The 14296-nt window shown below is 36.1% G+C and carries 9 protein-coding genes; 4 read left to right on the top strand and 5 right to left on the bottom strand.

Annotated elements, in window-relative coordinates; translation table 11 throughout:
• Positions 1–227: 227 nt before the first annotated feature.
• Positions 228–2195, bottom strand: coding sequence for a KUP/HAK/KT family potassium transporter (locus G7082_RS07665; RefSeq protein WP_166036043.1), 1968 nt, complete (start codon positions 2193–2195; stop codon positions 228–230).
• A gap of 397 nt (positions 2196–2592) precedes the next feature.
• Here G7082_RS07665 and proB point away from each other — a divergent pair, with 397 nt between their 5' ends.
• The 3 genes from proB (at position 2593) to G7082_RS07650 (ending at position 7367) form a co-directional block, all read left to right on the top strand.
• Positions 2593–3417 carry a glutamate 5-kinase gene (gene proB / locus G7082_RS07660; RefSeq protein ID WP_166034525.1) on the top strand — a complete coding sequence of 275 codons (825 nt, stop codon included), beginning with the start codon at positions 2593–2595 and terminating at the stop codon, positions 3415–3417.
• Position 3418: 1 nt separating this feature from the next.
• Complete coding sequence (locus tag G7082_RS07655; RefSeq protein ID WP_166034524.1) at positions 3419–4669, top strand: glutamate-5-semialdehyde dehydrogenase; 1251 nt, start codon at positions 3419–3421, stop codon at positions 4667–4669.
• 91 nt (positions 4670–4760) lie between these two features.
• Positions 4761–7367, top strand: coding sequence for a YfhO family protein (locus tag G7082_RS07650; RefSeq protein WP_338064239.1), 2607 nt, complete (start codon positions 4761–4763; stop codon positions 7365–7367).
• 103 nt (positions 7368–7470) lie between these two features.
• Here G7082_RS07650 and G7082_RS07645 read toward each other — a convergent pair whose 3' ends face one another.
• From G7082_RS07645 to G7082_RS07635, 3 genes are all read right to left on the bottom strand, one after another.
• On the bottom strand, positions 7471–8265 hold the full coding sequence (locus tag G7082_RS07645) for a hypothetical protein (protein ID WP_166034522.1): 795 nt from the start codon (positions 8263–8265) through the stop codon (positions 7471–7473).
• Positions 8266–8417: 152 nt separating this feature from the next.
• Positions 8418–8879 carry a Dps family protein gene (locus G7082_RS07640; protein WP_166034521.1) on the bottom strand — a complete coding sequence of 154 codons (462 nt, stop codon included), beginning with the start codon at positions 8877–8879 and terminating at the stop codon, positions 8418–8420.
• A 73-nt stretch (positions 8880–8952) separates the two neighbouring features.
• The gene (locus G7082_RS07635) at positions 8953–9663 is read right to left on the bottom strand and encodes a DUF5105 domain-containing protein (protein WP_166034520.1); all 711 of its coding nucleotides are present in this window, start codon (positions 9661–9663) and stop codon (positions 8953–8955) included.
• Between the two features lie 119 nt (positions 9664–9782).
• Between G7082_RS07635 and G7082_RS07630 the strand changes: the two genes are divergently transcribed.
• On the top strand, positions 9783–10484 hold the full coding sequence (locus G7082_RS07630; protein WP_166034519.1) for a prepilin peptidase: 702 nt from the start codon (positions 9783–9785) through the stop codon (positions 10482–10484).
• A 153-nt stretch (positions 10485–10637) separates the two neighbouring features.
• On the opposite strand, the gene rpoC is transcribed toward G7082_RS07630, so the two are convergent.
• A complete protein-coding gene (gene rpoC / locus G7082_RS07625; RefSeq protein ID WP_166034518.1) occupies positions 10638–14288 on the bottom strand; it encodes a DNA-directed RNA polymerase subunit beta' in 3651 nt (1216 codons plus the stop codon).
• Positions 14289–14296 lie beyond the last annotated feature (8 nt).

Raw genomic sequence — 14296 nt, 5'->3', positions numbered from 1 at the left:
AGTAAGAACCAATCATTTTTTGATTGGTTCTTACTGTTTCTGGTTTCCTCCAGTTGCTTGGAGCAAAACGCCATTTTCATCACTCTGTTGTAGTTCGGGTTCAAATGGCAGCTCCTTCGGCAACTTCAAAAATTAAAATTAATTCAAAAAGCGCGAATTATTTTTAATTTCCTCCAGTTGCTCAGAGCTAAACGCCATTTTCACCACTCTATTTTTATTCACTCTGATTAATCGTCTTCTTCATCAAAGTCATCCACTTGGACTTGTTTTAGTCCTGTGACTTCTTTTTTGTCTCCGATGATTAATGGAACATGCTCCACAATTACGTCGCTGTATTCTAGACCAAACCATCTCGCTGGGTCAAAGGCCATTTTTTTAATACCTAGTTTAAGTTGCATTACAATAGTATCAATTGTACTTAATGACGTAACACGCGTTAATTCTTCTCTAATTAAAACAAAGGCAAAATCGCCGACTTCACGGTCTTTAATAATTGAATATTTTTGTGGTTGTTTTGGTAACTTACCTTCTGCCATTAAATCATTCACTATTTGGCGCAAGTAAACATTCACTTCTTGATTCATTCTAAAACCAAGTCGTAATTGAACGTTCACAATATAATCAGTTCCCATCATATCTACGTAATATTCATTTGTATATGGCTCATCTGTAACAAACACATTTACAAACCAATAAACTTTAGCCTTTTTAGGTCGTTTATCTAAAATCGAATACATGATTTCTCGTCCAACTTGATGCCCTTTGATTTTCGTTGTTAAGAAAACAATGTTGGTTTGATATTGTGGCAAGCTTGGATCTTGACTTAGTGCTTTCAATTGTTCTTTGTAATCACAAACAGAAACCCGATCTGACTCACGTTCTGTGATGACATTTCCACGGTGCCAAATTAACATGATTGCTAAAATAACCACCGCCATTAAAACAGCCACATACCCACCATGTAAAAACTTAGTCGCACTTGAAATAAAGAAAATACTCTCAATTAAACCAAAGAAGATAAAGGTTAAATAAGCAAGTACTTTAGGTACGCCACGTTGCAATAGATAGAACAGTAATAAGAAGGTTGTCATTAACATAGTAATCGTAATGGCTAAACCATAAGCTGATTCCATATGTGCGGACGTTCTAAACGTCACAACAATCGTTAAACAGCCTAACATTAATAATGTATTAACAGCCGGAATATACAATTGACCTTTTTGATCGGTTGGATAAATAATTTTCATTCTTGGTAATAAGCGTAATTTAATCGCTTCTGAAACCAAGGTGTATGATCCTGAAATCAATGATTGAGAGGCGATGATTGCTGCTAATGTGGCAAATAGCACACCAATAACAGCCATTGATTGTGGCATCATTCTAAAGAATGGGTTTAATAATTTCATGTCTTGGTAGACTGGATTGTCTTTCACACTAATTAACCAAGCTGCTTGCCCAAAGTAGTTTAATGTTAAACAGACTTTGATGTATGGCCAGCTCATTCGAATATTTTTACGACCGGCATGTCCCAAGTCAGAATACAACGCCTCTGCCCCAGTAGTCGCTAAGAACACACTTCCTAAAATAAAGATACCGGCTTTATTCTCGTCTGAAAATAACAAATGGAACGCGTAATATGGGTTAAGAGCACGTAAAACACTTAAATTACCTGCAAAATTGACTAATCCCATCACCGCTAAAAAGGTGAACCAGCCCAACATAATTGGACCAAAGGCGGTTCCCACTTTTTGTGTTCCTAAACGTTGAATCATAAATAAACCAAAAATGATAACCATCGTGATTACAACAATCACATGCTGATTATCCCCAAAAGCATCATAAAATATCGGAATCCCCCGCAAACCTTCAATAGCAGTTGTCACTGTAACCGCTGGTGTTAATACCCCATCAGCTAAAAGCGTCGCCCCACCAATCATTGCTGGAAATAACAAATATTTCCCTGATTTTTTTACTAATGTATAAAGAGAAAAAATACCACCTTCACCATGATTATCCGCATTTAAAGCAATCATGACATATTTGACAGATGTTAATAAGGTTAGTGTCCAAAATATTAAGGAAACTGAGCCTAAAATAAAATCTGTAGATACATTGGCTAAACCGCCATTACCTTCAATAATAGCTTTCATTACATACAGTGGACTTGTCCCAATATCTCCATAAACAACACCCATAGCGATGAGCGCCCCACCAACTTTAAACGTATCAATATTCTCTTTGGTCAACTTCTGACTCACTTCTTTTATTCCTCGCTTTCAACAAAACATTTTCACTTTTTCAAAAATACAAACAAGATGAATTATATGCTCTTTCTTTTAAAAGTCAATCACTTTTTTTAGATATGATTTTTTACCCATAAAACCTTGGTTTATCTATCAAAAAATAGGGTGATTTATTGTTGCGATCTTCCTATCTATCATAACAAAAATGATACGTTTATTAAACTTATTTGATTGCCCTACTTAATAAGTGGTATCCACAAAGGAAATGGGGTAAAATTATGAGACTAAAGACGACTAAATTTCACAAAGAATCCGTCTTTAAAAAATCGCAGTAAAAAAGGAAGATAATATGAGTCGAACATCTATTGAATCAGTCAAACGTATTGTAGTAAAAGTAGGCACTAGTTCATTAATTTTACCCAATGGAAAAATTAATCTTCGAGCTATTGATCAAATCGCCTTCACTTTAACCTCTCTTAATAACCAAGGTTACGAAGTTATTTTAGTCTCATCTGGGGCAATTGGTGCTGGTCTTAACCTGTTAGGACTGAATAAACGACCTTCATCTATTGCTAAACAACAAGCAGCTGCCGCGATTGGACAATCTGAATTAATCAAAATATATAATCAACGTTTCCAACATTATCACCAAATCTCAGCTCAAGTTCTACTCACCCGTGATGTGGTGGATTATCCTGAAAGCCGTGCTAACGTCATCAATACCTTATATGAGTTAGTCTCCATGAAAGTCATTCCTATTGTGAATGAAAATGACAGTGTGGCTGTGGATGAATTGGACCACTTAACTAAATTTGGGGACAACGACCAACTTTCAGCCATTGTGGCTTCCCTTTCAGATGCCGATTTGTTAATCATGCTTTCTGATATCGATGGTTTCTTTTCTGATAACCCACAAACCAACCCAGACGCGGTTCTTTATAACCGTATCACTGAGATTAATCAATCCTTAGAAAACTCCGCAGATGGCGCAGGAAGCCGTTTTGGAACAGGTGGTATGTCTAGTAAACTAAAAGCTGCTGAACATGTGTTTCACCGTGATAGCCAAATGGTTCTGGCTAATGGTAAAAACCCAAGTATTATTTTTGATATTTTAGAAGGTAAAAAAATCGGTACACTCTTTGCCAGTGACACTCATTCTTCAAAGGAGGATTAAGATGAACAATTATTTAATAACTTTAGGAAAAAAAGCGAAACAAGCGGCCCGTTTTTTAGGAACGGCTTCAACAACTGTAAAAAATCAGGCACTTAAAGAAATCATTCAACAACTAAAAATGGATAAACCTACTCTTTTAGCCGCCAATCAACAAGATATTTTAAACGCTAAGGAAACAAATTTACCTGAGGCGATGATTGACCGCTTATTACTAACCTCAGAACGAATTGATACCATGTGTTCTGATATTGAAACCATCATCGGTTTAAGTGACCCAATCGGAACTGTGGATAAGATGTGGAAAAACGAAGATGATTTGATGATTGGTAAACAACGCGTTCCTCTAGGTGTCATTGGGATCATTTATGAAGCACGCCCAAATGTGACAACTGATGCGGCAAGTCTTTGTTTCAAAGCAGGCAACGCCATTATTCTTAGAGGTGGAAAAGAAGCCTTCCATTCTAATCAAGCCCTCGTTACTTCTATGCAAACAGCACTTGAAATGGTTGAACTACCAAAAGAATGTATCCAATTAATTGAGGATACCTCTCGCGAAACGGCTAAAGAGTTTATGCAGTTAAATGGTTACTTAGATGTTTTAATTCCACGAGGCGGGGCTAAATTAATTCAAACAGTGGTTCAAACAGCAACCGTTCCTGTGATTGAAACTGGCACAGGTAATTGTCATGTGTATGTGGATAAAGACGCAGATTTAAAGATGGCACTTGAAATTGTGATTAATGGTAAATGCCAACGTCCTTCTGTGTGTAACTCAACAGAAACAGTGGTTGTTCACGAAGATATCGCTGATGTCTTTCTCCCACAATTAGAAAAAGCGTTAGAAGTCTTCAAAGTCGAAATCAGAGCCGATGAAACGGCTAGAAAATTTATTAAAGTAAGTACTCTCGCTACAGAAGAAGATTTTGCGACAGAATTTAATGATTTCATCTTAGCTGTTAAAGTGGTTCAGTCACTGGAAGAAGCTATTGATCACATTGATACATACACCACTCATCATTCAGAAGTGATTGTCACTGAAAACTATACGACCTCTCAAACGTTCTTAAAACAAATTGATGCGGCAGCCGTTTATGTGAATGCTTCATCTCGTTTTACAGATGGCAGTGTCTTTGGTTTTGGTGGAGAGATTGGGATTAGTACTCAGAAACTACATGCCAGAGGTCCCATGGGATTAAATGAATTAACCAGTACAAAATACATTATTTACGGCAATGGTCAAATTAGAAACTAAAAAGATAAAGAGGCTTTTGTCTCTTTGTCTTTTTTTCCTTGCCTATGATAAAATAAAGAAGTTAATTCACCAAAAACGGAGGAATACTCAATTGAATTTTAATCAACTAAAAAATTATTTTAAACGTGAAGGAAAATATGGCCTTGCAGCCTTTGCCATCCCCTTTTTCATCATGATGTTTGTCTACCTTAGTCTTGGAATATATTGGGGCAGTGATCGCAGTGTTCTAGCCAGTGATGCCTTTTCCCAATTTTCAAATTTCCATGCTAGCTTCAACAACGTACTTCACGGGGACCAAAGTATCTTTTACACGTGGAATGCGTCACTTGGGCTTAATTATTGGTCCTTGATTTCTTATTACTTGGGTGGTATCTTTACGCCAATTGTTTTCTTCTTTAACAATGAAAACATCCCAGACGCACTTTATCTATTAACCCTAATTAAAATTGGGAGCGCGGGTTTCGCCTTTTGGTATTATGCTAAAAATACTTACAAAATACCACAGTGGTCTCATGTGACGTTAAGTGTTTCTTATGCACTGATGTCATTTATCACCGCTCATTCTGAGTTGATTATGTGGCTAGACATTTTTATGTACTTACCTTTAGTTATTTTAGGGATAAATCGCGTGATGGACAATGGTAAATCTAAGTTACTGTTTGTCAGCTACTTGTTATTATTTATCTCTAACTTTTATTTTGGCTTTATGATTGGAATCTTTTCGGTTTGCTACTTCTTTGCTCGATTAGCAACCAAACCAAAGGAATATAAAAAAGCCATCGTTCCTTATTTCATTACTTCCATCTTAGCTGGTCTCAGTTCAATGATTATGATTTTACCTGCCTTTCTTGATTTAAAAACGAACGGTGAAACATTATCAGAAATGACAAAATTTAAAACAGAAGCCACTGCCTTTTGGGATATTGTGATTAAAAACATGGTTGGGGTCTTTGATACAACCAAATACGGTTCGATTCCCTTTATCTATGTTGGACTCTTGCCACTGATTTTCTGTATTTTTTACTTTGTAACTAAAAAAGTAAAATTAACTCAAAAATTAGCTTATGGCTCGATTTTTGTCTTACTAATTGCTAGTTTTTATTTAGAGCCACTGAATCTATTTTGGCATGGCATGCATGCACCGAACATGTTCCTTTTTAGATTTAGCTTTTTATTCTCTTTCTTAGTTGTGATGTTAGCTGGCTACGGCTGGGAAAAATTCACTAAAGACGACAACGGTGCTTTAGTCAGTATCGCCTTAATTCTACCGATTCTTTTTGTCCTTGCTAAATTGACGGCACCAAAAGACAGTTATGAATTTGCGACACTCACTCAATTACTGGTAACTATTCTCTTTGTTTTACTTTATTTAACAGCAATCATCTTTTTCCAATTAAAAAAATTATCTGGGAAGAAATTAACGATTATTTTATTATTGATGGTTTCAGGTGAAGCTTTCCTAAACACATCTTATATGCTGAACGGCATTTTAAAAGATTGGAATTATGCTTCCAGAAGTTTGTATTCTGAACCTTATCCTAACTATAAAAAATTAGTTGATAAAGCAGATGATGCGAATAAGGACACGTTTTACCGCTTAGAATCGCTTGCTCCTATCTCTTCAAATGATAGCTTTAATTACGGATTCAGTGGTGTTAGTATGTTTTCATCTATTAGAAATCGCCATTCATCTACTTTCTTAAATGATCTTGGTTATAGATCAAGAGGGACAAGCCTGAATACAAGATATCAAAATAATACGCTATTCATGGATAGTTTAGTTGGTATTAAACACAATATCAGTGACCAACCAGTAAATAAGTTTGGCTTTGAATCCACTGGTAAAGCAGGAAAATATCAACTCTATGAAAATGAATATGCTATGCCTTTAGGTGTTCTAACAAACGAGAATCTTTACAAAACCAAGTTCCCTAAAAATGATAATTTAGGAGCTCAAACAGCCTTAATTAATCAGCTGTCTAACTACAATGATACGTACTTTAGTTTTACTAAACCAACACTTGTGGATAGTAAAAACACGACGATTGTTTACAAAGAAAATAACCGAGTTTCTTTTAAAGAGATTAAACCTAATATTGCTAAAACCATAGATTACGATATTTTCGTACCAGCTGGTAACCAAGCATACTTGAGCTTATTCCCAAGTGATTTCTCACAAATCGAAAGCTCTAGTGCCACGATTCGCTCTCAAGGAACCAACTATAAGAGCCAAATCAATATTACTGGTCAATATTATAATCTAGGTTACTTTGAAAAAGATTCCACCCTTCGTTTTACGTTAGAACTATATGGAACAAAAGATGTGGATTTAATCGATCCACCTGTTGTTTTAATGGATACCAACAAATATCAAAGTGCCATGAAGGAAATTAACAATCACGGACTTGATTTCAAGGTTTCTGGCAGAAAAGCAACCGCTACTGTGGAAAACCCAGAAGACCAAGTTTTAATGACAACCATTCCTTACGACAAAGGCTGGACAGCTAAAATCGATGGCCAAAAAGTTAAAACAAAAGACTTTAAAGATGCTTTCCTAACTTTTGATGTGCCAAAAGGAAAACATACGATTGCATTATCTTTCTTACCACCAGGAATTATTCCAGGAAGTCTACTATTTGTATTTGGGATAGCTTCATTTAGTGGTTACTATATCTTTCTTACGAAACGAAAAAAATAAGAGGTTGTGACAGAAGTGTTCAGCTTCAAGAAATAAGAAGCTACTTCTGTAACACCGTTTAGTTTGTAAAAGAGACTGTGACATATGTCACAGTCTCTTTTATTTAAAATAAAGGTAGTAAATACCACATCACCATTAAATCATTACTAGATAAACAGTACTGAATCGCTAGAGACCTTTGACCACTACCAAATTCATACAAATCAATCGCGCTCATGCCGATTGAACTAAGAACACCCTCACCGTAAATATCCACAATCGTGTAATCTACAGCTCGGTATTCAAAAGGTCGTCCGTTGCCATCCGTTACCGTTACGATAGATCCGATACTTAGATTCTGTTCCATATAATCCATGATTCCCGGGTTGTGCCCACCAAAATAAGTAGTTTGATTTTCATAAGGATTATAAGAACCCACAGCAGCAATTAAGTTACCACCATTAATATATTGTTCCACCACTTCCACATGATTTCCCCGACCAATTGGTAAGTAGTTACGATAAATTCCGTTAATCCCTAAACTATTTGGCATGTATTGTGGTGTTTTTTCCACCATTCGTCTTTCTTCAACAACTTCCTCTATGACTTCTTCTTTCACAGGCTCGACAATTTCAACCACTGACTTAACTTCTTCTACCGGTTTTTCAGGTTCTTTGACTTCTTCTTTCTTCTCTGGTTCTTTTGTTTCCTCGGTCGAAGAACTGCTTTCTTTTTTATCCTCTGTTTCTGAACTAAGAACGACTTTTTCTTTAGTTGTTGATTGAACCTCATACTGCTTAGCAATCGTTATGACATCTTTCTTTTTTTTCCCAATCGTCATCATTTTTGCTTCTACCACAAAACCTGTGATTCCAATAATAACTAACATCACAGAAACAACTTTCTTTAATCTTGACATCTCGAGTCCCCCACCCTTAATTATTAACTTCACTACTTATATCGGTAGTTTCTTAAAATAATTAATGAAAACAAACAGGTTTAACGTACTCTTAATAACAGTTTTTAATACCAAAAAAGACTAGCGACAATCAGCTAGTCTTTTAATCATTTTTATAATTCAGGGGCAGTTCCTAATTCAGCATGAAGCATCCAAATTGTTTTCTCAATATTGCCTTTCATATCAATAAAGATATCTTGAGACACATGATCACCTTCAGCTTCTGTTACTTCAATTCCCTCTGTACAAAGGTTTCTTAAGTAATGGAACCCTTCTAAAACAATTGATAAACGCTCAGTCATTGTTTTATCATAAGAACCAATTTCATCTTTGATTTTAGTTTGTTCAGAAAATTCTTTTAAGGTCGAAAATGGGCTACCACCAATTGTGATTAATCTTTCTGCCACAACATCAAGATAGTCATTGACTTCATCCATAAATTCGTCCATTTTAGGATGTAGTGCTAAAAATGATGTCCCACGCATGTACCAATGTGCTTGGTGGATAACAGCCGAAAATTGACTCAAATCTGCAACAGTTTGGTTCAGTACTTCTTTTGTTTTTACATTACTCATAATTAAAACTCTCCTTACATGATTTAATATATTCAGTCTACCACTTTTTAAAGGTAGTGGACAATGAAATGATTTAAAGGGTACTTTCAGCTTGAGAGACGGAACGTTTAACGGTTTTAGTCATCTCTTTGTTGTAATCATCTTTATCATTATAGCCAGAAATAAACGCTAACAGTAACACTTCTAACGTTTCATCCTGCTTATCAGCTAGTTTCCATTTGCCCTTTTCTTTTTCAAATTTGACTGAGACTTTGGCTTCTTTCTCCATTGCTTTTCCCTTATTTAAGGCTTCCGAAAAAGAGACTAGAATCATACGCTTAATTTCATTGGCTTCTTGGCTGCTACTTCTTTTAATTTCTTTAGAGACACCATTTAGCGTTGTTTCAACTAAATCAGAATAATCAAATCCCTTAATTTTATAAGTAACTTTGATACTATTCTTTGATTCTTCTTTAACGGTGTATTCATATTTACTTTTTTCCCTTACTTCCTTCATCAACCCAGAAGAAATTTCTTCTTTTTCTTTTGTCGATAATGCTCCTGCAATAGGGTCAAACACTTCTGAAAAACTCTCTTGAAAACCATCTGTCATAATACTCAATTGCTTACTTAAAATATCACCTTGAACAAAATTTTCTGTAAATTTATCTGCTTCTTTTTCATAAATAAAATTTTCAATAAATAATTTGGAGGCTTCTTCTCCATCGATTCCTTTTTTCCCACAACCTGTCATACCTAATAAAGTAATCAAAAAAGGAATTAACAATAACCATTTCTTTTTCATTCTTTTTCTCTCCTAATATCCCATTAAACACAATATAGCACAATTTCTTGAATATATTATGATTTTTAAAAGAAAAAGTGCTTTTTTACGTAAATTATATTTTAAAGGAGGAAAAACATATGATATTTTATTTTTTTTACGGCATTATTCTTGGTTCATTTTTAGGTGTATTAGCAAAAAGAATTCCCATTCATAAAAACTTTGTCTCTACTCGCTCAGAATGTGATCATTGCCAAGCAACACTGAGCCCCATAGATTTAGTTCCCTTTTATCGACTTGTTTTCCACAAGAACAACTGTCGGCATTGCAAACAGAAGATTCCCCTCTATCACAGTTTATTCGAGTTATTAACAGGGAGTTCAGTTATACTGTTTGAATTAACTATCGGGATTCACATAGATACTTTATATCTCTTAATACTGTGGATAACAGGACTAACACTTAGCTTAACTGACTACCTTTATCTACTGGTTGAACCAAACATTCTATATTCGGGCTCATTAACTGCTCTTTTATTCTTTTATTTCAATCACGCTTTTTCTGTCCACAGTTTATCCACACCTTTAATAATTTTAAGTTTCTTTTATTTACTTACTCTATTGTTGCCTAACAGCATTGGTGGCGGTGATATTAAACTCTTAGTTATTTGGGGAATATTCTTCCCACTTGTCGTCTGTTTAAAAATAATTTTAATCGCTTCTTTATCAGGTATTATTTTTATATTACTTTACCAAATACTCTTTAATAAAAAGATTCAAAGATTGCCATTTGTTCCTTTTTTGACATTTGGTTTAATTATCATCACTCTTTTTTTAAAATAATAAAAAAGCCATTTCTCACCTAGTTTCCTAGGGAGAAATGACTTTTACAATCTGCTCTTTCGGTAACTTCAAAGACCTCAAGCAATCCAAAAAGCGGATTGTTTGAGGTCTCTTCCAGTTACTCAGAGCAAAACGATTTTTTATCCACTCTGATTAGTCTTGTGATTTTAATGCATCTGCTGCTGCCATTTGTGCTTCAATGTCACTGATACTGTAAACATTTTCGCTAGCAACGCCCACTTCTTTTGGTTCCATGTTACGGTATTTTGGCATACCAGTACCGGCAGGAATAATCTTACCGATGATAACATTTTCTTTAAGTCCAAGTAAGTGGTCTTTCTTACCGCGAATTGCTGCATCCGTTAACACACGTGTTGTTTCCTGGAATGAAGCCGCTGATAAGAAACTGTTTGTTTCAAGAGACGCTTTTGTAATACCTAATAACACTGGACGACCAGTTGCTGGTGTGCCACCGGCTACTAAAGTATTGTAGTTACGTTCTTTAAACTCATTAATATCAATCAATGTACCTGGTAAGATATCAGAATCACCTGGATCCATGATACGAACTTTACGTAACATTTGACGAACCATTACCTCGATATGTTTATCGCCGATTTCTACCCCTTGCATACGGTACACTTTTTGTACTTCTTTAAGTAGGTAGTTTTCCACAGTTAACACATCAGTAATTGTTAATAAGTGTTTTGGTTCAATTGAACCTTCTGTTAATGGTGTTCCACGCTCGATAATGTCACCTTCAGCAACTTTCATACGAGATGTATAAGGAACGCTGTATGTTCTTGTATCTGTTATACCTTTAACAATAACTTCTTTCGTACGATCCGTTGCGTCTTCAGAAATTTCAATAACTTCTCCAGCAACTTCAGAAACAATGGCAACCCCTTTAGGATTACGTGCTTCAAAGATCTCTTGGATACGAGGTAAACCTTGAGTAATATCATCTCCGGCAACCCCACCCGTATGGAAAGTACGCATTGTTAACTGAGTACCAGGCTCACCGATTGATTGAGCGGCAATTGTACCAACTGCTTCCCCAACTTCAACTTCAGAACCTGTTGCCAAGTTACGGCCATAACAGTGTTTACATACACCATGTTTTGTATTACATGTAAAGACTGAACGGATTGAAATTTCTTCAATACCCGCTTCAATAATTTCTTTACTGATATCTTCAGTAATAATGTCACCTGCACCAATAATAGTTGCGCCTGTTTCTGGATGTTTCACTGATTTACGAGTGTAACGTCCTAACATACGCTCTTCTAGTGTCTCAATAACTTCATTACCTTCTTTAACTGCTTTAATATCTAAACCACGGTCAGTTCCACAATCTGTTTCACGAATAATAACATCTTGGGCCACGTCAACTAAACGACGAGTTAAGTAACCTGAATCGGCTGTTTTAAGGGCCGTATCCGTCATACCTTTACGAGCACCATGGGTAGAGATAAACATTTCTAAGACCGTTAATCCTTCACGGAAGTTAGATACGATAGGTAATTCCATGATTCGACCATTCGGTGCAGCCATAAGTCCACGCATACCAGCAAGCTGAGTAAAGTTGGAAATATTACCACGGGCACCAGAGTCACTCATCATGAAGATTGGGTTACGATCGTCTAAACTTTCCATTAACTTAACTTGGATAGCATCTTTCGTTGCGTTCCAAATAGCAATGACTCTTTCGTAACGTTCATCATCAGTGATTAAACCACGACGGAATTGTTTTGTTACAGCATCCACTTGTTTGTGGGCTTCTTCAATCATACCTTGTTTTTCATGTAAGACTACAATATCTGCAATCCCTACAGTCATACCAGCATATGTTGAGTGCTTGTAACCTAAATCTTTCATTCTATCTAACATTTTAGAAGTTTCAGTAATCTTGAAGCGTTTAAAGACTTCAGCAATGATATTACCTAAGTTTTTCTTCTTAAATGGTCCAATTTTCTCTTGAGCTTTGATGTGTTCTGGAATATTTGTTCCAGCTTCTACAAAGTATTTATCAGGAGTTTGAACTGTTAAGTTATAATCAGTTGGTTCATTTAAGTATGGGAATTCTGGTGGCATAATTTCATTAAAGATAACTTTACCAGCAGTTGTAATTAAGATACGATCACGTTGCCATTCAGTGAATGGTTTTTCAGGCATTGAGCTTGTTTGTAAACCAATACGAGAATGTAAGTGGACGTAGCCATTTCTCCATGCGATAACAACTTCATCTAAGTTTCTAAAGATCATTCCTTCACCAATATGTCCTGGCTCTTCCATTGTTAAATAGTAGTTACCAAGAACCATATCTTGAGATGGTGTAACAACTGGTTTTCCATCTTTAGGGTTAAGGATATTTTGAGCCGCTAACATAAGTAAACGAGCTTCTGCTTGTGCTTCTTCACTTAAAGGAACGTGAACCGCCATTTGATCCCCATCGAAATCGGCATTGTAAGCCTCACATACTAATGGGTGAAGACGAATCGCGCGACCTTCAACTAAAACAGGCTCAAACGCTTGGATACCAAGTCTATGTAACGTAGGTGCTCGGTTAAGTAAAACTGGATGTTCACGAATAACATCTTCCAATACATCCCAAACAGCATCTTCTTGACGCTCAATTTGGCGTTTAGCATTTTTAATGTTACTTGCGATTTCACGTTTAACTAATTCGTGCATAACGAATGGTTTAAATAATTCAATCGCCATTTCTTTTGGTAAACCACATTGGTACATTTTTAGGAATGGCCCAACAACGATTACCGAACGACCAGAATAGTCAACACGTTTTCCAAGTAAGTTTTGACGGAAACGACCTTGTTTACCTTTAAGCATGTGTGATAAAGATTTAAGTGGGCGGTTACCTGGTCCAGTTACTGGACGGCCACGACGACCATTATCAATCAAAGCATCCACAGCTTCTTGTAACATACGTTTCTCATTTTGAACGATAATTCCTGGTGCGTTTAAGTCTAATAAACGTTTCAAACGGTTATTACGGTTAATCACACGACGATATAAATCGTTCAAATCACTTGTTGCAAAACGGCCACCTTCTAATTGAACCATTGGACGGATATCTGGCGGGATGATTGGCACAACGTCCATAACCATCCAACTAGGATCATTTCCAGAAGTTCTGAAAGCTTCTAAAATATCTAGACGACGAATCGCACGTGTTCTTTTTTGACCTTGAGCTGTTTTCAACTCTTCTTTTAACTCAACAACTTCTTTTTCTGGATCAACATTTTCTAACAAGCGTTTAATGGCTTCAGCACCCATTCCTGCTTGGAAACCTTGTCCATATTGTTGACGTTTTTCACGGTATTCACGCTCTGTTAATAATTGTTTTACTTCTAATGACGTATCTCCTGCATCTGTTACTACGTAAGACGCAAAGTAGATAATTTCTTCTAAAGCACGTGGGCTCATATCTAATACAAGACCCATACGACTTGGAATACCTTTGAAGTACCAGATATGTGTAACTGGCGCTGCAAGTTCGATATGAGCCATACGCTCACGACGAACTTTAGAGCGAGTTACCTCAACCCCACAGCGGTCACAGACAATACCCTTATAACGGATACGTTTGTATTTTCCACAAGCACACTCCCAGTCCTTTGTAGGACCGAAAATGCGTTCACAGAAAAGACCGTCACGTTCTGGTTTTAAAGTACGGTAATTGATTGTTTCTGGTTTTTTTACTTCACCGTATGACCAGCTTCTTATTTTTTCAGAAGAAGCTAAGCCGATTTGCATACTTTCGAATTTATTTACATCGATCAAAAGATGTC

Source organism: Vagococcus hydrophili (genome assembly GCF_011304195.1).
Taxonomy (GTDB): Bacteria; Bacillota; Bacilli; order Lactobacillales; family Vagococcaceae; genus Vagococcus; species Vagococcus hydrophili.
This window is presented reverse-complemented; position numbering and strand designations above follow the sequence as displayed.

What these genes read in the sequence shown, in the direction of transcription:
- G7082_RS07665 (WP_166036043.1), bottom strand. Translation starts at nt 2,195, where the DNA reads ATGGGTGTTGTTTATGGAGATATTGGGACAAGTCCACTGTATGTAATG.
- proB (WP_166034525.1), top strand. Translation starts at nt 2,593, where the DNA reads ATGAGTCGAACATCTATTGAATCAGTCAAACGTATTGTAGTAAAAGTA.
- G7082_RS07655 (WP_166034524.1), top strand. Translation starts at nt 3,419, where the DNA reads ATGAACAATTATTTAATAACTTTAGGAAAAAAAGCGAAACAAGCGGCC.
- G7082_RS07645 (WP_166034522.1), bottom strand. Translation starts at nt 8,265, where the DNA reads ATGTCAAGATTAAAGAAAGTTGTTTCTGTGATGTTAGTTATTATTGGA.
- G7082_RS07640 (WP_166034521.1), bottom strand. Translation starts at nt 8,879, where the DNA reads ATGAGTAATGTAAAAACAAAAGAAGTACTGAACCAAACTGTTGCAGAT.
- G7082_RS07635 (WP_166034520.1), bottom strand. Translation starts at nt 9,663, where the DNA reads ATGAAAAAGAAATGGTTATTGTTAATTCCTTTTTTGATTACTTTATTA.
- G7082_RS07630 (WP_166034519.1), top strand. Translation starts at nt 9,783, where the DNA reads ATGATATTTTATTTTTTTTACGGCATTATTCTTGGTTCATTTTTAGGT.